The 23,549-nt window shown below is 33.2% G+C and carries 20 protein-coding genes and 5 tRNA genes; all 25 read left to right on the plus strand.

The window, feature by feature from the left end:
- Window positions 1-2 precede the first annotated feature (2 nt).
- The 25 genes from K8354_RS03050 (at window position 3) to K8354_RS03170 (ending at window position 23,531) form a co-directional block, all read left to right on the plus strand.
- Window positions 3-221 carry a PspC domain-containing protein gene (locus K8354_RS03050; RefSeq protein ID WP_437440124.1) on the plus strand — a complete coding sequence of 73 codons (219 nt, stop codon included), beginning with the start codon at window positions 3-5 and terminating at the stop codon, window positions 219-221.
- Between the two features lie 3 nt (window positions 222-224).
- Entirely contained in the window at window positions 225-1,223 is a 999-nt protein-coding gene (locus tag K8354_RS03055; RefSeq protein ID WP_223445300.1) for a potassium channel family protein, read from the plus strand.
- A 1-nt stretch (window position 1,224) separates the two neighbouring features.
- Window positions 1,225-2,124: a dTDP-4-dehydrorhamnose reductase gene (gene rfbD / locus K8354_RS03060; protein ID WP_223445301.1), complete on the plus strand. Its 900-nt coding sequence runs from the start codon at window positions 1,225-1,227 to the stop codon at window positions 2,122-2,124.
- 88 nt (window positions 2,125-2,212) lie between these two features.
- Complete coding sequence (locus K8354_RS03065) at window positions 2,213-3,805, plus strand: alanine/glycine:cation symporter family protein (RefSeq protein ID WP_223445302.1); 1,593 nt, start codon at window positions 2,213-2,215, stop codon at window positions 3,803-3,805.
- 9 nt (window positions 3,806-3,814) lie between these two features.
- On the plus strand, window positions 3,815-4,714 hold the full coding sequence (locus K8354_RS03070; protein ID WP_223445304.1) for a ComEA family DNA-binding protein: 900 nt from the start codon (window positions 3,815-3,817) through the stop codon (window positions 4,712-4,714).
- Window positions 4,715-4,734: 20 nt separating this feature from the next.
- Window positions 4,735-5,901 (plus strand): acyl-CoA dehydrogenase family protein, encoded by a 1,167-nt coding sequence (locus K8354_RS03075; RefSeq protein WP_223445306.1) that lies wholly within the window; start codon window positions 4,735-4,737, stop codon window positions 5,899-5,901.
- A gap of 699 nt (window positions 5,902-6,600) precedes the next feature.
- Complete coding sequence (rpsU, locus tag K8354_RS03080; protein WP_223445307.1) at window positions 6,601-6,798, plus strand: 30S ribosomal protein S21; 198 nt, start codon at window positions 6,601-6,603, stop codon at window positions 6,796-6,798.
- A gap of 183 nt (window positions 6,799-6,981) precedes the next feature.
- On the plus strand, window positions 6,982-7,872 hold the full coding sequence (locus tag K8354_RS03085) for a tyrosine-type recombinase/integrase (RefSeq protein WP_223447574.1): 891 nt from the start codon (window positions 6,982-6,984) through the stop codon (window positions 7,870-7,872).
- 3 nt (window positions 7,873-7,875) lie between these two features.
- A complete protein-coding gene (gene hpf, locus K8354_RS03090; RefSeq protein ID WP_223445309.1) occupies window positions 7,876-8,184 on the plus strand; it encodes a ribosome hibernation-promoting factor, HPF/YfiA family in 309 nt (102 codons plus the stop codon).
- A 108-nt stretch (window positions 8,185-8,292) separates the two neighbouring features.
- Window positions 8,293-8,366 (plus strand) — tRNA-Thr (locus K8354_RS03095).
- Between the two features lie 40 nt (window positions 8,367-8,406).
- Window positions 8,407-8,488 (plus strand) — tRNA-Tyr (locus K8354_RS03100).
- A 14-nt stretch (window positions 8,489-8,502) separates the two neighbouring features.
- A tRNA-Gly gene (locus K8354_RS03105) sits at window positions 8,503-8,575 on the plus strand.
- Window positions 8,576-8,709: 134 nt separating this feature from the next.
- A tRNA-Thr gene (locus K8354_RS03110) sits at window positions 8,710-8,782 on the plus strand.
- A 61-nt stretch (window positions 8,783-8,843) separates the two neighbouring features.
- Window positions 8,844-10,031: an elongation factor Tu gene (gene tuf / locus K8354_RS03115; RefSeq protein WP_223445311.1), complete on the plus strand. Its 1,188-nt coding sequence runs from the start codon at window positions 8,844-8,846 to the stop codon at window positions 10,029-10,031.
- Window positions 10,032-10,107: 76 nt separating this feature from the next.
- Window positions 10,108-10,179: transfer RNA gene (locus K8354_RS03120), tRNA-Trp, on the plus strand.
- 20 nt (window positions 10,180-10,199) lie between these two features.
- Window positions 10,200-10,397: a preprotein translocase subunit SecE gene (gene secE / locus K8354_RS03125; RefSeq protein WP_223445313.1), complete on the plus strand. Its 198-nt coding sequence runs from the start codon at window positions 10,200-10,202 to the stop codon at window positions 10,395-10,397.
- A 2-nt stretch (window positions 10,398-10,399) separates the two neighbouring features.
- The gene (gene nusG / locus K8354_RS03130) at window positions 10,400-10,951 is read left to right on the plus strand and encodes a transcription termination/antitermination protein NusG (protein WP_223445315.1); all 552 of its coding nucleotides are present in this window, start codon (window positions 10,400-10,402) and stop codon (window positions 10,949-10,951) included.
- A 74-nt stretch (window positions 10,952-11,025) separates the two neighbouring features.
- A complete protein-coding gene (rplK, locus tag K8354_RS03135) occupies window positions 11,026-11,463 on the plus strand; it encodes a 50S ribosomal protein L11 (RefSeq protein ID WP_223445317.1) in 438 nt (145 codons plus the stop codon).
- A gap of 20 nt (window positions 11,464-11,483) precedes the next feature.
- Window positions 11,484-12,173 (plus strand): 50S ribosomal protein L1, encoded by a 690-nt coding sequence (rplA, locus tag K8354_RS03140; protein ID WP_223445319.1) that lies wholly within the window; start codon window positions 11,484-11,486, stop codon window positions 12,171-12,173.
- Window positions 12,174-12,192: 19 nt separating this feature from the next.
- The gene (gene rplJ, locus K8354_RS03145; RefSeq protein ID WP_223445321.1) at window positions 12,193-12,708 is read left to right on the plus strand and encodes a 50S ribosomal protein L10; all 516 of its coding nucleotides are present in this window, start codon (window positions 12,193-12,195) and stop codon (window positions 12,706-12,708) included.
- 50 nt (window positions 12,709-12,758) lie between these two features.
- A complete protein-coding gene (rplL, locus tag K8354_RS03150; protein WP_223445323.1) occupies window positions 12,759-13,130 on the plus strand; it encodes a 50S ribosomal protein L7/L12 in 372 nt (123 codons plus the stop codon).
- A gap of 146 nt (window positions 13,131-13,276) precedes the next feature.
- Complete coding sequence (gene rpoB, locus K8354_RS03155; RefSeq protein WP_223445325.1) at window positions 13,277-17,086, plus strand: DNA-directed RNA polymerase subunit beta; 3,810 nt, start codon at window positions 13,277-13,279, stop codon at window positions 17,084-17,086.
- Between the two features lie 78 nt (window positions 17,087-17,164).
- Entirely contained in the window at window positions 17,165-21,439 is a 4,275-nt protein-coding gene (gene rpoC / locus K8354_RS03160) for a DNA-directed RNA polymerase subunit beta' (RefSeq protein WP_223445327.1), read from the plus strand.
- Window positions 21,440-21,566: 127 nt separating this feature from the next.
- Window positions 21,567-21,878, plus strand: a complete 312-nt coding sequence (locus tag K8354_RS03165) for a DUF3467 domain-containing protein (RefSeq protein WP_223445328.1) — start codon at window positions 21,567-21,569, stop codon at window positions 21,876-21,878.
- Window positions 21,879-22,019: 141 nt separating this feature from the next.
- Window positions 22,020-23,531, plus strand: a complete 1,512-nt coding sequence (locus K8354_RS03170; RefSeq protein ID WP_223445329.1) for an NADP-dependent isocitrate dehydrogenase — start codon at window positions 22,020-22,022, stop codon at window positions 23,529-23,531.
- Window positions 23,532-23,549 lie beyond the last annotated feature (18 nt).

A 23,549-nucleotide genomic window follows, 5' to 3' on the forward strand; every position in this document is an offset into this window, starting at 1 on the left:
CAATGCACGCTATTCGTCATTTTTTTGAAAGACATGGCTTTGGAGTTTTTTCAAGACTAGCCGATAGGTTGGGTATGCATGCAAAAAATGTGCGCATCTATTTTATTTATGTAACCTTTTTTACTGTAGGTTTATCTTTTGGGTTTTATTTAACTTTTGCATTTTTAATAAAGTTAAAAGATTTAATTTATACAAAAAGAAGCTCGGTTTTTGATTTATAGGTTATGAAGGTTTTAGATTCTAAAATAAATAAAATTCTAGTTTTAGTTGCATCAATTATGGCAATCGGTACCCTAGGTTATATGTGGTTGTCGCACTATACTTTTATCGATGCTTTATACATGACTGTAATTACAGTGACTACAGTAGGTTTTGGCGAATTAAGGCCATTTTCTCCAGAAGAAAAAGTATTTACAATTTTTTTAATTTTAACAAGTATTACGGTGTTTGGATATGCAATATCTTCATTTTCAGAATATTTAGTTAGCGGAAAACTATTTGATCATTTTAAACAAAGAAACGTGGAAAAAAAAATAAATAGATTAGCGGGGCATACGATTGTCTGTGGTTTTGGTAGAAATGGTAGGCAAGCAATTTTAAAATTAAAAAACTACAATATTGATTTTGTAGTGATAGATAATTTTAGAGATGTTATTGATTTTTTAGATTCTGAAAACGTACTAAATGTTCATGGAGATGCTACCACAGATGATGTGTTGCTAAATGCAGGTATTTTAACGGCATCTAATTTAATTACTACTTTACCTTCGGATGCAGATAATCTATTTGTAGTTTTAAGTGCAAGACAATTAAATCAAGGTTGTACCATAATTAGTAGAGCTTCTAAAGAAAGTTCTTATGGTAAATTAAAAATTGCAGGTGCAGATAATGTAATTATGCCAGATAAATTAGGAGGCAATCACATGGCATCTTTAATAGCAACTCCTGATGTTATTGAGTTTGTAGACCGATTAACAATTGAGGGAGAAACGACCGCAAATTTAGAGGAAATTGCGGTAAATGATTTACCTCTGATGTATTTGAATAAAACTATTTTAGATTTAGATTTAAGAAAAAAAACAGGTTGTACGGTAATAGGGTATAGAACCCCAAATAAAGATTATATTATAAATCCGGAAGCAAATTGTAAGCTAATTGAAGATTCTCAATTAATCGTTTTAGGAAGGCCAGAACAGATATTAAAATTAAGAGAAATTTTTTAAAATGATAAAAGTAGTTATTACAGGTAGTAACGGTTTATTGGGTCAATCACTATTAAATTTATTACTAAAGCAAAAAGAGAAATATCAAGTTTTTGGTTTTTCAAGAGGAGAAAATAGAAGTGGTAGAAAAGATTTTTCTTATGTTTCTATAGATCTTACCAATCAAAAAAATCTTAAAAAAAAGCTTCAAGATATTCATCCAGATTTTATTATTAATACTGCGGCGATGACTTTAGTGGATGTTTGTGAAAATCAAAAAGAAGCATGTGATTTATTAAATGTTTCTGTTGTAAAGTGGTTGTCAGAAATCGCTGATGAACTAGGTGTTCATTTAATTCATCTTTCTACAGACTTTGTTTTTGATGGAATAAAAGGAAATTATAAGGAAACCGATACACCAAATCCGGTGAGTTATTATGGAGTATCAAAGTTGAAATCTGAAGAAGTTCTTGTAAATTCAAAAATTAACTTTGCAATTTTAAGAACCATTCTTGTATACGGAAAAGTATTTGATATGAGCCGAAGTAATATTGTGCTTTGGGTAAAACAAATGCTAGAAGCTGGTAAAGAAATTACGGTTGTCAATGATCAATATAGAATGCCAACATACGTCAAAGATTTGGCTAGGGCTTGTAAAATTACTATGGACAAAAGGGCAACAGGAATTTATCATGTTTCATCAAATAAATTGTTCAGCGTATACGAAATTGCACAGCAAATTGCCGAGGTTTTTCAGTTAGATAAAAGCTTGATAAAACCAATTTCGTCATCCAGCTTAAACCAAATAGGAAAAAGGCCTCCTAAAACTGGTTTTGATTTATCTAAGACTCATAAAGAATTAGATTTCTATCCGAGACCATTTAAAGAAAGTTTACAAAAATTTAAAGAAAGCATTACTTAAAAAAATACTTTTAACGCTCAAAAGTTGTTAGAACTTCATTTTTTTATGATATTGCGCAAACTAATTGAAAAACTAATAATAAGATATTATGAATAAAAAACTTTTATCACTACTCTTTTTAATAGCACCATTTTTTACCTTTGCTCAAGAGAAAGGGTTAGATCAGCAAATCGACGAGGCATTTGGAAATGCAACAGGATGGTTTGTTGATTTTATTTTTTACCAAATCCCCTTTACAGATACAATTAACATTTATTGGGTTTTATTTCCTTTAATCTTAGGAGCAACTTATTTTACCTTCTATTTTAATTTTATTAATTTTAAAGGTTTTATTACGTCAATTAACATTGTTAGAGGTAAATATGATGATTTAGAAGGAAGAGAAGATCATCATGTAGAAATAGCTAAATCAGAATTTACAGACGAAGAAGACAATCCAGATACCATTAGAATAGAGGGCCATGATGGAGAGGTTTCTCATTTTCAGGCATTAACCGCCGCTTTGTCCGCAACCGTTGGTTTAGGAAATATTGCCGGTGTTGCAATTGCCGTTTCTATTGGTGGTGCAGGTGCTACTTTTTGGATGATTGTTGCCGGGTTTTTAGGAATGGCTTCTAAATTTGTAGAATGTACTTTAGGGGTAAAATACAGGGATATTGAAGCCGACGGAACGGTTTATGGAGGTCCTATGTACTATTTAACAAAAGGTTTAAAAAATAAAACATTAGGAAAAATTTTAGCAGGATTATTTGCAATTTTTGTAATCGGAGGTTCTTTCGGAGGCGGAAATATGTTTCAAGTAAATCAAGCTTTTCAATTAGTTGAGAATATTACAACGCCAGTTGGTGGCGTTTCTTTTTTACACGGAAAAGGATGGGCTTTTGGTCTTGTTATGGCAATCTTGGTAGGGATTGTAATTATCGGAGGAATTAAAAAAATAGCAAAAGTAACCGATAAAATTGTTCCTTTTATGGTGGCAATTTATGTAGCGGCATCAATTTTTGTGATTTTTGCAAATTATGATATGATTGGAGGTGCTTTCTTGCAAATTTTTAACGGAGCATTTAGTCCAGAAGGAATTGCCGGTGGAGCAGTCGGAGTTTTAGTGCAAGGATTTAGAAGAGCAGCTTTTTCTAATGAAGCCGGTATTGGATCTGCCTCTATTGCACATTCAGCTGTAAAAACAAAATATGCAGCAAGTGAAGGTATGGTTGCTTTGTTAGAACCTTTTATAGATACCGTTGTCGTTTGTACTATGACAGCTTTAGTCTTAATTATTACTGGAAACGTAAATGCAGAAAATGCTTCTTTGAATGATGCGCAAGCTATCTTATTAACATCTGGAGCCTTTGAGTCTGCAATTTCTTGGTTTCCATATGTATTAACTGTAGCTGTAGTTTTATTTGCCTTTAGTTCTATGATTTCTTGGTCTTATTATGGTTTTCAAGGTTGGGTTTATCTTTTTGGAAGGTCTAAAAAAATGGAATATACTTACAAAGTAATATTCTGTATATTCGTTGTCATTGGCGCGGCAGCTAGTTTAGGTTCTGTAATTGGTTTCTCTGATGCTATGGTTTTTGCAATGATGGTTCCCAATATGATCGGTTTAATTTTTCTAGCACCAAAAGTTAAAGAAGAATTAGTGAGATTTATGGATGCAATTAAAGCTAGCAAAGCATAAATAGTTTTTATGAAAATATATAAATCCCATTTCTGGTACAATAATAGCCAAAGAAATGGGATTTTCTTTTTGGTATTACTTATTGTTGTTTTTCAAAGTGCTATTGTTTTTGATGTTTTTTCTTCGGATAAAACTGTAGCTATAAATCAATCAAAAATACGTGCGTTTCAAAATCAAATAGATAGTTTAAAGATTATAGAAATAGAAAATAGAAAACCTAAAATTTATCCCTTTAACCCAAACTATATTACAGACTACAAAGGAGAACAATTAGGCATGTCTTTAGATGAAATTGATCGATTACTCGCTTTTAGAAAAACGAATAAATTTATCAATTCAAAAAAGGAATTTCAAAAAGTTACCAAAGTTTCTGATTCTTTATTAGCTAAAATTTCGCCATATTTTAAGTTTCCAGATTGGGTTGTAAAAAGAAATCAATCTAATAATTCTTCCTCTAAACAAGAATCTAAGTCTTATTTTAAAAAATCTAATAAGGAAATAGTTTTAACAACCACAGACATCAACAAAGCAACCGCAAAAGATTTGCAAACCATAAACGGAATTGGTCCTGCTTTTTCAGAAAGAATTATTAAGTATCGTTCTAAATTACAGGGTTTTTCTTTTAACAATCAGTTGTATGAGGTTTGGGGTTTAGAAAAAGAAATAGCAGATAAAGTACTTTTAACTTTTAAAATTGACCAAAAACCAGTCATCAAAAAGATAAACATAAACACAGTAACGTTTAAGGAATTGCTAAAAAACCCGTATATAGATTACGATTTATGCATTAAGATTTTTAATTATCGAGATGAGGTTGCTGAGCTCCAAAACATATCAGAATTAAAAAACATCAAAGATTTCCCAATAGATAAGTATGCTAGAATAGTACTATATTTGTTGGCAGAATAAATAACTCAAATTCGTAATTAATGAATAGCATGTATTTTACTGAAGAGCATGAAGCATTTCGCCAAAGTTTTAAAGATTTTTTACAAAAAGAAGTAGTTCCACACATCGAAAAATGGGAAAAAAATGGTTCGATAGAACGTTTCATTTGGAAAAAGTTTGGGGAAATGGGGTATTTCGGATTGTCAACTCCAGAAGAATTCGGAGGAATGGATCTCGATCTTTTTTACACCGTAATATTTTTAGAAGAATTACAGAAAATTAATTCCGGCGGATTTGCAGCTGCCATGTGGGCACACGAATATTTAGCAATGACCCACTTAAATAAAGAGGGTGATGATTTTATTAAAAATAAATATTTAGTTCCAAGTGTAGAAGGAGATATGATAGGGTGTTTATGCATCACAGAACCTTTTGGAGGCTCTGATGTTGCTGGAATGCGCTCTACAGCAATTAAGAAAGGGGACAAATATATTTTAAACGGGTCAAAAACATTCATTACCAACGGTGTTCATTCAGATTATTTAGTAGTTGCTGCAAAAACTGATCCTTCAGAGAAGTATAAAGGAATTAGTATGTTTGTAGTAGATAGAAGTTCAAAAGGAGTATCTGCAACAATGTTAAATAAACTAGGTTGGAAAGCAAGTGATACAGGAGAAATTGCTTTTGATAACGTAGAGATTCCGGTTTCAAATTTATTAGGAGAAGAAGGCAAAGGCTTTCCGTACATTATGCAACATTTTGCTTCAGAACGTTTAATTATGGGAGTAAATGCGCATGCTAGAGCAGAATTTGCTTTAGAATATGCAATCAATTATATGCACGAGCGCACTGCTTTTGGTAAATCTTTGGATAAATTTCAAGCATTACGCCATAAAATAGCCGAAATGGCGAGTAGAGTAGATATGTGTAAAGAATATAATTACTCCATTGCCAAACGCTTAAATGATGGTCATTATGTTGTAAAAGAAGCAAGTATGTCTAAATTGTTATCCACTAAAATGGCAGATGAAGTAATTTATGACGCTTTACAAATGTTAGGTGGGTATGGTTATATGGAAGAATATCCTATGGCGCGTTTGTTAAGAGACAGTAGATTAGGCCCAATCGGAGGCGGAACCTCTGAAATCTTAAAAGAGATTATCGCAAAAATGGTTATTGATAAAAAAGAATATAAACCAGCAACGTAATTATAGTCAGCTGATTCTTTTTGCGAAAATCATTCTGATTCGCAAAAATGGTTATTGACAAAAAGGAGTATAAACCAGCAACTTAATTATAATGAGGTAATTATTTTTTGCGAAAATCATTTTGATTCGCAAAAATGGTTATTGACAAAAAGGAGTATAAACCAGCAACTTAATTATAATGAGGTGATTACTTTTTGCGAAAATCATTTTTGATTCGGAAAAAAAATCATCGATAAAAAGGATTATAAACCAACAACTTAATTATAATGAGGTAATTACTTTTTGCGAAAATCATTTTTGATTCGGAAAAAATAGTTATTGATATAAAGTGTTGTAAATCTTGTGCTTAATCTTCTGAAATCAAATTTATTGTAAAACATCATCCTGCAAGTATTCCAAAAACTTGCAGGATTTTTTTAACTTTGAACATGGAAAACTTAATGTTTTTTTAAGGGCGTTCCTTTATCTTGAAAGGATTCAAGATAAAGGTCGGGCTTTCACTACTCGCTTTTTTTATGAAAAATAAAAAAGAGCTCAAACAAACCGTTCAATCCCTAACGCAAATTGAGTGTTTAAAAATAAATTGCAAATTTTAATTTGTAGTAAGTATTTAATAATTACATTTGCAGTCCAAAAAATAAACCAATAGTTTAAGGACTATACAAAATATAAAGATACGATGAAGGGAGGTGCCAACATATGTTAATTATACCAATTAAAGAAGGAGAGAATATAGATAGAGCTTTAAAGCGTTACAAAAGAAAATTTGATCGTACAAAAACGATGAAAAACTTACGTGCAAGAAAGAACTTTACAAAGCCGTCAGTAGCAAAAAGAGCTCAAAACATTAAAGCCTCTTATGTACAAAGATTAAGAACACAAGAAGAAGTAGGTTAAAGGAACTTAATTTTGAGTAGTTTTTAAAGAAACCATCAACATGATAAGTGCAATGAATTCCTAACTTTTTGAGGAATTTTTACTGAAAATTTTACAATATTAAACTCGTATTGATTTTTCAATACGAGTTTTTTTATGCGCTATTTTTTGTAAATTTACATTTATTTATAACCAATAACTCCTATTTTGATAGAAGCATTTCTAGATTATTTATCATTTGAAAAGAAATATTCTGACAACACAGTTACGGCGTATAAGAACGATTTAATATCATTTGCGGAATTTATTCAGATACAATTCGACCAAAAAGAATTAATAGAGGTTCATTATCCTCAAATTAGAAGTTGGATCGTTTCTCTTGTCGATGCTGAAATTTCGAATAGAACTATTAACAGAAAAGTTAGTTCATTAAAATCATTTTATAAATTTCTTCAAAAGAGCGAACAAATAACAATAAATCCACTTTCAAAACATAAAGCTTTAAAAGTATCTAAAAAAGTTCAGGTACCATTTAGTGCTAAAGAAGTAAAATCGGTACTCGATGTACATCATGCAGAAAACGATTTTATAGCAGTAAGAAATAAGTTAATGGTAGAATTATTTTATTCTACAGGCATAAGAAGAATAGAGCTCATCAATATAAAAGAAAGTGACATTAGTTTTTCTAACAAAACAATTAAAGTTTTAGGAAAAAGAAATAAAGAACGTTTTGTGCCACTTTTGCAAAGCGTTTTAAGTACTCTAAAAAAATATTTAGAATTAAAGGTAGAATTTTCTAAGGATTTAGATGATCTTTTTATCACAAAAAAAGGAAATAAAATTTACGAAACGCTTGTATACAGAATTATAAATTTGTACTTTAGTAGAGTCTCTTCAAAGGTGAAAAAGAGTCCTCATATTTTGAGACATTCCTTTGCTACTCACTTGTTAAACGAAGGGGCAGATTTAAATTCGGTTAAAGAATTGCTAGGGCATTCTAGTTTAGCCTCCACTCAAGTCTATACTCACAATAGTCTTGAGGCCATTAAAAAAGTGTATAACCAAGCTCATCCTAGGAGCAATAAAAAAGAGTAACTTATGAAAGTATTCACACAGTCAGTTAATTTCAACGCAGACAAAGAGTTAGTAGCCTTTGTAGAGAACAAAGTTGGTGCATTAGTAAAGTATCATGATAAAATTGTTGATGCAGAGGTGTTTTTAAAAGTTCAAAAAACAAGTGATAAGGAAAATAAAATCACCGAAGTAAAAATAAATATTCCAGGTAACGAGTTGATTGTAAAAAGAGAAACAAAAACCTTTGAAGAAGGTATTAACACTGCGGTAGACAATTTAAAAAGACAATTAAAAAAGTCAAAAGAAAAGCTTCGAGATTCTCTTATTTCATAAAAAGTAAAAAAAAAGTAAAAAAATAATTATAAAAAGTTTTAGAATATAAAAAAACTTTATACATTTGCAATCCGTTAGAAATAGCGGGTTGTTTTTTTGCAGCAGAAAGCCGATGTAGCTCAGCTGGCTAGAGCAGCTGATTTGTAATCAGCAGGTCGTGGGTTCGAGTCCCTCCATCGGCTCAAAAGCAAAAAATATAGTTCATTGAAATAGTAAATTTAAGGGGAGATACTCAAGCGGCCAACGAGGACGGACTGTAACTCCGTTGACTACGTCTTCGCAGGTTCGAATCCTGCTCTCCCCACAAATTTACATATTGCGAAAGTAGCTCAGTTGGTAGAGCGTCAGCCTTCCAAGCTGAATGTCGCCGGTTCGAACCCGGTCTTTCGCTCTAAGAGTTTTTGTTTTAAATATAAGTTTCGTGGCATAAGAACGTTACTTTAATGCAAAACAAAAGGCAAGTTGATAAATTTACGTAAGGCATGCTTAAGTTATTTTTAGTATTCCTTTATAAATAATCAGTAAGCCGGTGTAGCTCAGTCGGTAGAGCGCATCCTTGGTAGGGATGAGGTCGTGGGTTCAAATCCCATCGCTGGCTCATTAAAAACGTATTAATTAGACACTAAATATATTTAAACTAAGAATTAAAATCAATAATTATGGCAAAAGGAACTTTTGACCGTTCGAAACCACACTTAAACATTGGTACTATCGGACACGTAGATCACGGTAAAACAACTTTAACTGCGGCTATTACTAAAGTATTAGCTGATGCAGGATTCTCTGAAGCTAGATCTTTTGATCAGATTGATAACGCTCCAGAAGAAAAAGAAAGAGGTATTACAATTAACACTTCTCACGTTGAGTATCAAACAGCAAATCGTCATTACGCACACGTTGACTGTCCAGGTCACGCGGATTACGTAAAGAACATGGTTACGGGTGCTGCTCAAATGGATGGAGCAATTTTAGTTGTTGCTGCAACAGACGGACCAATGCCACAAACTCGCGAACATATCCTTTTAGGACGCCAAGTAGGTATTCCTCGTATAGTAGTATTCATGAATAAAGTGGATATGGTTGATGATGAAGAATTAATCGAATTAGTTGATATGGAAGTAAGAGAATTACTTTCTTTCTATGAATATGATGGAGATAATGGACCTGTAATTGCTGGTTCAGCTTTAGGTGCATTGAACGGAGAGCAAAAATGGGTTGATACCGTTTTAGAATTAATGGCTGCTGTAGATGATTGGATTGAAGAGCCTTTAAGAGAAATTGATAAAACTTTCTTAATGCCAGTTGAAGATGTATTTTCTATCACTGGTCGTGGAACTGTTGCTACAGGTCGTATCGAAACAGGTATTGCGAATACAGGAGATGCAGTAGATATTATTGGTATGGGTGCTGAGAAATTAGTTTCTACTATTACTGGTATTGAAATGTTCCGTCAAATCTTAAATAGAGGTGAAGCAGGAGATAATGCAGGAATCTTATTAAGAGGTATTGCAAAAGAAGATATTAAAAGAGGTATGGTAATCTGTAAGCCAGGTTCTGTAACACCACACGCTAAGTTTAAAGCTGAGGTTTATGTTCTTAAAAAAGAAGAAGGTGGTCGTCATACTCCATTCCATAACAACTATCGTCCGCAGTTCTATGTAAGAACTACAGATGTAACAGGTACTATTAATTTACCAGCAGGTGTTGAAATGGTAATGCCAGGAGACAACTTAACAATCACTGTAGATTTACATCAAGCAATTGCCTTAAATGTTGGTTTACGTTTTGCAATCCGTGAAGGTGGTAGAACTGTAGGTGCAGGTCAAGTAACTGAATTATTAGACTAATAAGTCATTAGTTTATTAATAAAATAAATAAAAGGTATTCCGTTTTTAACGGAATACCTTTATCAATGAATAAAATACGGGCGTAGTTCAGCGGTAGAGCACTGGTCTCCAAAACCAGCTGTCGGGAGTTCGAATCTCTCCGCCCGTGCAATAAAACATAAAAGAAAAATGAAATTTATACAATATATCAAAGATTCTTTTGACGAGTTAAGCAACCACATGACGTGGATCTCAAAAGAAGATGCTCAAAAAACAACTGTAACTGTAGCTGTATTTACAATTCTGTTTGCATTGGCAGTAGCTGGTATAGACTATGTTTTTCAATCTGGGTTAGATAATTTTTTCGAAATGTTTAAATCCAATTAATAATGGCAACTGATTCAGTAATGAAATGGTATGTTGTTAGAGCCATTGGAGGACAAGAAAATAAAGTAAAAGCATACATAGAAACAGAAATTTCTAGAGTAGGCTTATCAGATTACGTGAGTCAGGTAATTGTGCCTACTGAAAAAGTAGTGCAAATTAGAAATGGAAAAAAAGTAAACAGAGAAAGAGCCTTTTTTCCTGGTTATATTATGATTGAAGCGAATCTTTCAGGAGAAGTACCGCACGTAATTAAAGGGATAACAGGTGTTATAGGTTTTTTGGGTGAAGTAAAAGGTGGGGAACCTGTACCGATGCGTAAGTCTGAAGTAAATAGAATGTTAGGTAAGGTCGATGAGCTTTCTATACAAGATGAAAATATGGCAATTCCTTTTAATATAGGGGAAACTGTTAAAGTTGTAGATGGTCCTTTTAATGGATTTGACGGAACCATAGAAAAAGTAAACGAAGAAAAGCGTAAACTTGAAGTGATGGTAAAGATTTTCGGAAGAAAAACACCATTAGAATTAAGTTATATGCAAGTAGAAAAGATATAATTGTTACACAAATATATAGAACGATTTGTTTTTAGCTTCCAAATAAAATCAAATCATCATTAAACATTTTTAAAATGGCAAAAGAAGTTAGTAAAGTAGTTAAGTTACAAGTAAAGGGAGGCGCAGCGAATCCATCGCCGCCGGTTGGACCTGCTTTGGGTGCTGCTGGTGTTAACATTATGGAGTTCTGTAAACAGTTCAATGCAAGAACGCAAGACAAACAAGGTAAAGTTTTACCTGTTGTTATTACTGTTTTCAAAGATAAATCATTCGATTTTATTGTAAAGACTCCTCCTGCAGCAGTTCAGTTACTAGAGGTAGCCAAAATTAAAAAGGGTTCAGGTGAACCAAACAGAAAGAAAGTAGCATCGGTTACTTGGGATCAAATTAAAGTAATTGCAGAAGATAAAATGGTAGATTTAAATGCCTTTGAAATTTCTTCAGCAATGCGTATGATTGCAGGTACAGCACGTTCTATGGGTTTAACAGTTAAAGGTGATGCACCAGCATAAGCTTTATAAAAAGTAGCAAAATGGCAAAATTAACAAAAAAGCAAAAAGAATCGCACGCAAAACTAGATCGTTCTCAATCTTATGATTTAGCAGCGGCTTCAGAGCTAGTCAAAGAGATTACTAACGTAAAGTTTGATGCATCAGTAGATTTATCAATTCGTTTAGGAGTAGACCCACGTAAAGCAAATCAAATGGTTCGTGGTGTGGTAACATTACCTCATGGAACGGGTAAAGATGTAAAAGTTTTAGCACTAGTTACTCCAGATAAGGAGGCAGAAGCTACAGAAGCAGGTGCAGATTATGTAGGTTTGGATGAATATCTTCAGAAAATTAAAGGAGGATGGACAGATGTAGATGTAATTATTACAATGCCTAGTGTAATGGGTAAGTTAGGTCCCTTAGGAAGAATTTTAGGTCCTAGAGGTTTAATGCCAAACCCAAAAACAGGTACTGTAACAATGGATGTTGCAAAAGCTGTTCAAGATGTAAAGGCTGGTAAAATCGATTTTAAAGTTGATAAAACAGGTATCGTTCATGCGGCAATTGGAAAAGTATCTTTTGATGCAAAGAAAATTGAAGAAAACGCAAACGAATTAATACAAACAATCATTAAATTGAAACCAACAACAGCAAAAGGAACGTATGTAAAAAGCGTTTTTATGTCTAGTACTATGAGTCCTAGTATTGCTCTTGATGTAAAAACTGTTTAATACGTTAAAACTTATAATTATGACTAGAGAAGAGAAATCACAAGTAATACAAGATTTAACAGCAGTATTAGCAGACACAAACACGTTATATTTAGCAGATATTTCTGGACTAAATGCGCAAACAACTTCTAACTTACGTAGAGCTTGTTTTAAAGCGGGTGTTCAGTTATCGGTTGTAAAAAATACATTACTTGCAAAAGCAATGGAAGCATCAGACAAAGATTTTGGTGATCTTCCAACAGTATTAAAAGGGAATACTTCGATGATGATTGCTGAAGCTGCAAATGCTCCTGCTAAATTGATCAAAGATTTTAGAAAAAAATCAAAAAAGCCTTTATTAAAAGGTGCTTTTGCAGAAGAGTCTATCTATATTGGAGATGATCAATTAGATGCTTTAGTAGACATTAAGTCTAGAGAAGAGTTAATCGGAGATATTATTGGATTACTACAATCACCAGCGAAAAATGTTATTTCAGCATTACAATCGGGTGGTCAAACACTTTCAGGTCTTATCAAAACATTATCTGAAAAATAATTACGCGCACAAATAAACTATAATAAATACAATTTTTAAAAACAAATTAAATGGCAGATTTAAAAGATTTCGCAGAGCAATTAGTTAACTTAACAGTAAAAGAAGTTAATGAATTAGCTACTATATTAAAAGATGAATATGGTATCGAACCAGCAGCTGCAGCAGTAGCAGTAGCAGGACCAGCAGCGGCAGGTGAAGAAGTAGAAGAGCAAACTGAATTCGATGTAATCTTAACAGCAGCAGGTGGTTCTAAACTTGCAGTAGTAAAATTAGTTAAAGAATTAACTGGTTTAGGATTAAAAGAAGCTAAAGGTATCGTAGATAGCGCTCCTGCAGCCGTAAAAGAAGGAATCTCTAAAGATGAGGCGGAAGGTCTTAAGAAATCTTTAGAAGATGCTGGAGCGGAAGTAGAGCTAAAGTAAGCTTTCTATCCTGACGGTGTTTAGGCACAGCAGGACAACAAATTTAGGTTTAGGTACTAAAAACATATGTTTTTAGTCCTAAACCATTTTGTGTATATATTCGTTCTTTATTTTAATTCAGATTTTAATCAAAAAAATATTCTCTTTTGGCAACGAAAAACACTACTGAAAGAATCAATTTCGCCACTTCTCAAATGATTAAGGAATATCCAGACTTTTTGGATATTCAGGTAAAATCTTTTCAAGATTTTTTCCAACTTCAAACTAAGGCAGAAGAAAGAGGTGAAGAAGGTTTGTATAAAACCTTCATGGATAACTTTCCAATTACCGATACAAGAAATCAATTTGTATTAGAATTTTTAGATTACTTTGTAGATCCACCAAGATATTCAATTCAAGAATGTATTGAAAGAGGTCTTACACACAGCGTTCCTTTAAAAGCGCGACTAAAACTATATTGTACAGACCCGGAACACGAAGATTTCGAAACTATTGTGCAAGATGTGTATCTTGGTACAATTCCATACATGACAAATTCTGGTACCTTTGTCATTAATGGTGCAGAACGTGTGGTCGTTTCTCAATTACACAGATCACCAGGTGTGTTTTTTGGGCAATCTTTCCACGCAAACGGTACAAAATTATACTCGGCAAGAGTAATTCCTTTTAAAGGATCTTGGATAGAGTTTGCTACCGATATCAATCAAGTAATGTATGCTTATATTGATAGAAAGAAAAAATTACCCGTAACAACGTTATTCAGAGCCATTGGTTTTGAGAGAGATAAAGATATTTTAGAAATTTTTGATCTTGCAGAAGAGGTAAAAGTTTCTAAAGCTGGATTGAAAAAAGTATTAGGTAGAAAATTAGCAGCTAGAGTTTTAAAAACTTGGTTTGAAGATTTTGTAGATGAAGATACAGGAGAAGTGGTATCTATTGAAAGAAACGAGATCATTTTAGATCGTGATACTGTTTTAGAAAAAGAACATATTGATGAAATAATAGAGGCAGGTGCTAAGGCGGTTTTACTTCACAAAGTAGACAACGACATGGCAGATTATGCTATTATTCATAACACACTACAAAAAGATCCTACCAATTCAGAAAAAGAAGCAGTAGAACATATTTATAGACAATTACGTAATGCAGAACCGCCAGATGAAGAAACTGCAAGAGGTATTATAGATAAGTTATTCTTCTCTGAACAACGATATAATTTAGGTGAAGTAGGTCGTTTTAGAATGAATACCAAGCTTCAATTAAACGAACCAATAGATCAGAAGGTATTAACGAAGTTAGATATCATTACGATTATTAAATATTTAATTGAATTAATTAATTCTAAAGCCGAGGTAGATGATATTGATCATTTATCAAATAGGCGTGTTAGAACGGTTGGTGAGCAATTAGCAGGTCAATTTGGTGTTGGTTTAGCACGTATGGCTAGAACAATTCGTGAACGTATGAATGTGCGTGATAATGAGGTGTTTACGCCTATTGATTTGATTAATGCAAAAACATTATCATCGGTAATTAATTCCTTTTTCGGAACAAACCAGTTATCTCAATTTATGGATCAAACAAATCCATTAGCAGAGATTACACATAAACGTAGATTGTCTGCACTTGGACCTGGAGGTTTATCTAGAGAAAGAGCAGGGTTTGAGGTTCGTGATGTTCACTATACACATTATGGACGTTTATGTCCTATTGAAACTCCGGAAGGACCCAATATTGGACTAATTTCTTCATTAGCAGTTTTTGCAAAGGTGAATAATTTAGGATTTATTGAAACTCCATATAGAAGGGTTGAAAATGGAATCGTTTCTACAGATGAACCTGTATATTTAAGTGCTGAGGAAGAGGAAGGCATGAAAACTGCCCAATCTAATTTAGAGTTAAATGAAGATGGTTCTATCATTCTAGATAGAGTTATTGCTCGTGAAGAGGGAGATTTCCCGGTGGTTACGCCAGACAAAATAAATTTGATGGATGTAGCTCCGAACCAAATTGCCTCTATTTCGGCTTCTTTAATTCCTTTCTTGGAACATGATGATGCCAACCGTGCATTGATGGGATCTAACATGATGCGTCAAGCAGTACCATTATTGCGACCAGAATCTCCAATTGTAGGAACTGGATTAGAACGTAGAGTTGCAAAAGATTCTAGAATCTTAATAAATGCAGAGGGAGCTGGTGTCGTTACTTATGTAGATGCGAACAAGATTACCATTAGATATGATAGAACTGAGGAAGAAAAAATGGTTAGTTTTGATTCTGATGAAGTTTCTTATAATTTAATTAAATTCAGAAAAACCAATCAAGGTACTTCTATTAACTTAAAGCCAATTGTCGAAAAAGGAGATAGAGTTAATGAAGGACAGGTTCTTTGTGAAGGGTATGCAACACAAAAAGGAGAATTAGCTTTAGGTAGAAATATGAAAGTGGCCTTTATGCCTTGGAAAGGGTATAATTTTGAGGATGCAATTGTAATTTCAGAAAAAGTTGTTCGCGAAGATATATTTACATCCATTCATATAGATGAGTATTCTTTAGATGTTAGAGATACAAAATTAGGAACTGAAGAGTTAACGAATGATATTCCGAACGTTTCTGAAGAAGCTACTAAAGATTTAGATGAAAATGGAATGATTAGAATTGGGGCAGAAGTTAATCCTGGTGATATCTTAATTGGTAAAATTACACCAAAAGGAGAATCTGATCCAACTCCAGAAGAAAAATTATTACGGGCTATTTTTGGTGATAAAGCGGGAGATGTAAAAGATGCATCACTAAAAGCTTCTCCATCATTAAGAGGTGTCGTAATTGATAAAAAATTATTTAGAAGAGCTGTAAAAGATAAAAACAAAAGACTAAGAGATAAAGAAGCGGTAGCTACTTTAGAAGCTTCTTTTGTGAGTAAATTTGAAAGCCTTAAAGACGAACTGATCGATAAGCTTTTTACTTTAATTAGTGGAAAAACTTCTCAAGGTGTATTTAATGATTTAGGAGAAGAAGTTTTGCCAAAAGGTAAAAAGTATACTCTTAAAATGTTAAATTCAGTTGATGATTATATACATTTAACCGGTTCTTGGACAACTGATAAAGATTTAAATGATTTGGTTGGTGAATTAGTTCACAACTATAAAATCAAAGTAAATGATTTACAAGGTTCATTGCGTCGCCAAAAATTTACAATCTCTGTGGGTGACGAATTGCCAGCGGGTATTTTAAAATTAGCTAAAATTTATATTGCCAAGAAACGTAAGTTAAAAGTAGGTGATAAAATGGCGGGACGTCATGGTAACAAAGGTATTGTGGCTCGTATTGTAAGAGCTGAAGATATGCCTTTCTTAGAAGACGGAACTCCAGTTGATATTGTATTAAATCCTTTAGGGGTGCCTTCTCGTATGAACATCGGTCAAATTTATGAAACAGTTCTAGGTTGGGCAGGTCAAAAATTAGGAACTAAATATGCTACACCAATTTTTGATGGAGCTTCTTTAGACCAGATTAATGATATTACTGATGATGCAGGTGTGCCTAGATTTGGACATACATATTTATATGATGGTGGAACAGGAAAACGTTTTGATCAACCAGCAACGGTAGGTATAATTTATATGATTAAGTTAGGGCACATGATTGAAGATAAAATGCACGCGCGTTCTATTGGTCCGTACTCATTAATTACGCAACAACCCTTAGGTGGTAAAGCGCAGTTTGGTGGTCAACGTTTTGGAGAGATGGAAGTTTGGGCACTTGAAGCATATGGAGCATCAAGTATCTTAAGAGAAATCTTAACTGTAAAATCTGATGATGTGATGGGTAGAGCTAAAACATATGAAAGTATTGTAAAAGGTGAGGCAATGCCAGAGCCAGGTTTACCAGAATCATTTAATGTATTAATGCATGAACTGAAAGGTTTAGGCTTAGACGTTAGATTAGAAGAATAAATTTTTTCAGTAACCAGTTTTCAGTAGCATTATGTTACTGAAAACTGAATACTGCCAACTGAATACTTATTAAAAGACATGGCAAGAAAACAAGAAAAGTACACTGTAAAAAAGTTTAACAAAATATCGATTGGTTTATCATCACCAGAAGCAATTCTAGAGATTTCTAAAGGTGAAGTTTTAAAACCAGAAACTATAAATTACCGTACGCACAAACCAGAAAGAGATGGTTTATTTTGTGAGCGTATTTTTGGTCCTGTAAAGGATTACGAATGTGCTTGTGGAAAGTATAAAAGAATTCGCTACAAAGGGATCGTTTGTGATCGATGTGGTGTAGAAGTTACCGAGAAGAAAGTACGTAGAGATCGAGTAGGGCACATTAATTTAGTGGTTCCTGTGGCTCATATTTGGTACTTTAGATCATTGCCTAACAAAATGGGATACCTTTTAGGATTACCATCTAAAAAGTTAGACATGATTATTTACTATGAAAGATACGTAGTAATTCAACCTGGTATTGCAAAGAATGTAGAAGGAGAGCCATTGCAAAAAATGGATTTCTTAACTGAAGAAGAATATTTAGATATTGTGGATGAAATTCCACAAGAAAATCAATATTTAGAAGATACAGACCCAAACAAGTTTATCGCTAAAATGGGAGCAGAGTGTTTAATTGATTTATTAGCACGCATCGATTTAGATTCGTTATCTTTTGAATTAAGACACAAAGCAAATACAGAAACTTCTAAACAACGTAAAACGGAAGCTTTAAAGCGTTTAAATGTTGTTGAAGCATTTAGAGACTCTCAAAAAAATAGAGAGAATAAACCAGAGTGGATGATTATGAAGGCTGTTCCAGTAATTCCGCCAGAATTGCGTCCTTTAGTTCCTTTAGATGGTGGTCGTTTTGCAACTTCAGATTTAAATGATTTATATCGAAGAGTTATCATCAGAAACAATCGTTTAAAAAGATTGGTGGAGATAAAAGCTCCTGAAGTTATTTTGCGTAATGAAAAACGTATGTTGCAAGAATCCGTAGATTCTTTATTTGATAACACACGTAAATCATCCGCAGTAAAAACCGAATCTAACAGACCTTTAAAATCGTTATCAGATTCCTTAAAAGGTAAGCAAGGACGTTTCCGTCAGAATTTATTAGGAAAACGTGTAGATTATTCGGCACGTTCGGTAATTGTTGTTGGGCCAGAATTAAAATTATCAGAATGTGGTATCCCAAAAGATATGGCAGCGGAACTTTATAAGCCTTTTGTAATTAGAAAACTAATTGAAAGAGGAATTGTAAAGACCGTTAAATCTGCAAAGAAAATAATTGATAGAAAAGAACCCGTTGTTTGGGATATTTTAGAAAACGTAATTAAAGGACATCCGGTTTTATTAAACAGGGCTCCTACGTTACACAGACTTGGTATACAAGCATTTCAACCAAAATTAATTGAAGGGAAAGCAATACAATTACACCCATTGGTGTGTACTGCCTTTAATGCCGATTTTGATGGAGATCAAATGGCGGTTCACTTACCATTAGGACCAGAAGCTATTTTAGAAGCACAAATATTAATGTTAGCTTCTCATAGTATTTTAAATCCTGCAAATGGTGCGCCCGTAACAGTTCCTTCTCAGGATATGGTACTGGGTTTATATTACATGACCAAAGAAAGAATTTCTACTCCAGAAGTTCCAATTAAAGGAGAAGGTTTAACTTTCTATTCACCAGAAGAAGTAACCATTGCTTTTAACGAAGAAATGGTTGACTTAAACGCTGGTATAAGAGTAAGAACTCAAGATTTAAATGAAGAAGGAGAAATCGTAACCAAAATTATAAAAACTACCGTGGGTAGAGTTTTATTTAATGAAGTTGTTCCTCCTGCTGCAGGTTATATTAATGAAGTTTTAACTAAAAAGAACTTGCGTGGAATTATCGGTGGAATTTTAAAAGCTACAGATATTCCTACAACAGGAGCTTTCTTAGATGAAATAAAAAATATGGGATATAAATTTGCCTTTCAAGGTGGTTTATCGTTCTCATTAGGAGATATTATTATTCCGAAAGAAAAACAATCAATGATTGATACTGCGAATGCAGAAGTAGATATCATTGTAGGAAATTATAATATGGGTATGTTAACGCAAAAAGAGCGTTACAATCAGGTAATTGATGTTTGGGGTTCTACCAACAACAGATTAACTGAATTATCTATGAAGAATTTGCGTGAAGATCAACAAGGATTTAACTCAGTGTATATGATGTTAGATTCTGGAGCAAGGGGATCTAAAGAGCAAATTCGTCAGTTAACAGGGATGCGTGGATTAATGGCAAAGCCTAAAAAATCTACCGCTGGAGGTGGAGAAATTATCGAGAACCCAATTCTTTCTAACTTTAAGGAAGGATTGTCAATTCTTGAATACTTTATCTCTACACACGGTGCGCGTAAAGGATTAGCAGATACCGCTTTAAAAACGGCAGATGCGGGTTATTTAACACGTAGATTGGTGGATGTTTCTCAAGACGTTATTGTTAACGAAGAAGATTGTGGTACTTTAAGAGGTTTAGACGTTGCACCATTGAAGAAAAATGATGAGATTGTAGAATCTTTATCAGATAGAATTGAAGGTAGAATTTCTTTACAAAATGTATATCACCCATTAACAGATGAACTTCTTTTAGAAGCAAATCAATCGATTACTTCTAAATTAGCGGATGCTGTTCAAAAATCAGGAATTGATAGTGTTGAGGTAAGATCTGCTTTAACATGTGAATCTACCAAAGGTATTTGTGCAAAATGTTATGGTTTAAGCTTATCAACTCGTAACAAAGTACAAATTGGTGAAGCAGTTGGTGTCATTGCAGCACAATCTATTGGAGAACCAGGAACGCAGTTAACATTACGTACATTCCACGTTGGTGGGGTTGCTGGTAACATTTCTGAAGAGAATAAGTTAATTGCAAAATTTGATGGAAACGTTGTAATCGAAGATCTACGAACAGTAGAAGGTAAAGATAGCGATGGTAACATCACAGATATTGTAATTTCTAGAACTGCAGAAATTAAAATTATAGATAAGAAAACAGGCATTATTCAAAGTACAAACATTATTCCTTACGGTTCTATTATTTTTGATAAAGAAAGAAAGACCATTAAAAAAGGAGACGCTATTGTTCAATGGGATCCATTTAACGGTGTAATTGTTTCTGAATTCGCAGGAAAAGTGAAGTTTGATAATTTACAGCAAGGTATTAATTACTCTGTAGAAGTAGATGAGCAAACAGGTTTCCAAGAGAAAGTAATGACCGATTCTAAAAATAAGAAAATTATTGCTTCTTTAATTATTGAAGATAAAGACGGTAATGCTTTGCGTTCTTATAGTTTACCTGTAGGGGCACATTTAATGATTGATGATGGACAGATGGTTGAATCTGGTCATACATTGGTTAAAATACCAAGAAAATCTGGGAAAGCAGGAGATATTACTGGAGGTTTACCAAGGGTAACTGAATTGTTTGAAGCACGTAATCCTTCGAATCCATCTGTGGTTTCAGAAATTGATGGTGTAGTTTCTTTCGGTAAAATTAAACGTGGTAATAGAGAAATTATCGTAGAATCTAAAACAGGAGATATTAGCAAGTATTTAGTAAAACTTTCTAATCAGATTTTAGTGCAAGAAAATGACTTTATAAAAGCGGGAATGCCTTTATCAGATGGAGCAACAACTCCTTCAGATATTTTAAGAATTAAAGGACCATCGGCAGTGCAACAATACTTGGTAAATGAAATACAAGAGGTATATCGTTTACAAGGTGTAAAAATTAATGACAAGCATTTTGAAGTTGTAGTGCGTCAAATGATGCGTAAAGTTAAAATTATTGATTCTGGAGATACCTTATTTTTAGAGAATCAATTAATTCATAAAGCTGACTTTATCCAAGATAACGATGCTATTTACGGAATGAAAGTGGTCGAAAATGCTGGAGATTCTGAAAACTTAAAAGAAGGTCAAATTATTTCTGCTCGTCAATTAAGAGATGAAAATTCTTTATTGAGAAGAAATGATAACAACCTGGTGGAGGCTAGAGATGCAAAACCAGCAACCGCAGAGCAAGTTTTACAGGGTATTACCAGAGCATCATTACAAACAAAATCGTTTATTTCTGCAGCTTCTTTCCAAGAAACTACAAAAGTTTTAAATGAGGCTGCCGTAAGTGGTAAAATTGATACTTTAGAAGGTTTAAAAGAAAATGTAATTGTTGGTAAGAGAATTCCGGCAGGTACAGGTATGAGATCTTACGAAAATATCATCGTTGGATCTAAGGATGAAATGGAACAAGGTTTCTAAATAACATAAAATCGTTTATAGATTTAAAAGTTGAATTGTTTGCTGAAAGTTAATTTCAGTATTCAATTCAACTTTTTTTTTAATACCTTTAAGCCTTTATAGGAGTAAACAAATAAAAATTTTAATGATGGAAGAAAATCAAAACAAAGACGGTCAGTTAAATATAGAACTAGATCAGGAAATTGCGGAAGGAACCTATTCTAATTTAGCAATTATTAATCATTCTGTATCAGAATTTATTGTTGATTTTATCAATATTATGCCAGGAGTACCTAAAGCAAAAGTAAAGTCGAGAATTATTTTAACCCCGCAACATGCTAAAAGATTATCAAAAGCATTAGCAGATAACGTTCGAAAGTTTGAACTACAAAATGGAGAAATAAAAGATTACGAACAACCACCAATTCCTATGAACTTTGGGCCTACAGGTAAAGCTTAAAAATAGAAAGTGAAATGAAAGTTTCGCTTTTTTTTATGCCCTAAAAGAATATCATTAATATTATTTATGTAAATCATAAAAAACATAAATAAAAAAGGATGCTTAATTTTTTTGATCTTTGCGCCATCAAAAAACAATAAGATGAATACAACACAAATAAAACAAAAAGAAGTAAGTACAATTAAAAATAACGTTACTAAAGTTGCTGTAGCCTATGGCGATGGAATTGGTCCAGAAATTATGACGGCCACTTTACGAATTTTAGAAGCTGCAGGAGCAAATATTAAAGCTGAAAAAATTGAAATTGGCGAAAAAGTATATGTATCGGGCAATTCTGCGGGAATAGAAAAAAGTGCGTGGGAAACCATCAATAGAAATAAAATCATTTTAAAAGCACCCATTACAACACCGCAAGGAAAAGGGTATAAAAGTTTAAATGTAACCTTGCGTAAATCTTTAGGTTTGTTTGCAAATGTGCGTCCTGTAACGGCATATGCACCTTATGTGGAAACGAATTTTGCAGGAATGGATGTTGTGATTGTAAGAGAAAACGAAGAAGATTTATATGCCGGTATAGAGCATCAACAAACGCAAGATGTTGTACAATGTTTAAAATTAATTACGAGACCAGGTTGCGAAAAGATCGTAAGATATGCTTTTGAGTATGCACAAGCTTACGGAAGAAAGAAGGTAACTTGTATGGTAAAAGACAACATTATGAAATTAACTGATGGTTTATTTCATACTGTTTTCAAAGAAATTGCAGCAGAATATCCAAATATTGAAAGTAATTCTCAAATAATTGATATAGGATCTGCTCGTTTGGCTGCGAATCCTAAAAATTATGATGTGATTGTAACCTCTAATTTATATGGTGATATTATTTCTGATATCGCTGCAGAAATTGCAGGTTCTGTGGGGATGGCAGGTTCTGCAAACATCGGAACAAATGTAGCCATGTTTGAAGCAATTCATGGTTCTGCACCGGATATTGCCGGTAAAAAAATAGCAAATCCTTCAGGATTGTTAAATGCGGCAGTGATGATGTTGTCTCATGTGGGGAAAACTAAAATTGCAGACACCATCAAAAATGCTTGGTTAACTACTTTAGAGAAAGGGTATCATACAGCAGATGTATTTCAAGAAGCAATTTCAAAAGAATTGGTTTCTACAAGTGAATTTGCGGCTAAGGTTATCGAAAATTTAGGAAACCAACCAACAACTTTGCCAATCAGTAATTTAGCAGCAGGAAATGGTGAAATTGTAATACCAACTTATAAAAGAAAAAATCAAAAGCAAGTTTTAGTGGGTGTGGATATATTTATCAATTGGAAAGGAACTGATGCCAATATTATTGGTGATGCTTTATGTAATATTGAGGCTTTTAATTTGAAGTTAAAAATGATTACCAATAGAGGTGTAAAAGTATATCCAGAAGGCATGAAAGAAACCTATTGTACAGATCATTGGAGATGCAGGTTTGTAGATATTAATGCTAAAATTGATGGAGAAAAAGTGTATAATCAAGTAGATTTCGAAAAAATAATTGCCTTACAATCTTCGTTACATAATGAAGGTTTCCAGATTATAAAAACCGAAAATTTATATGAGTTTGACGGAAAAAGAGGCTTCTCTTTAGGGCAAGGTGAGTAACATTTTTTTTGGATTATT

The organism is Polaribacter litorisediminis (genome assembly GCF_019968605.1).
Lineage (GTDB): Bacteria > Bacteroidota > Bacteroidia > Flavobacteriales > Flavobacteriaceae > Polaribacter > Polaribacter litorisediminis.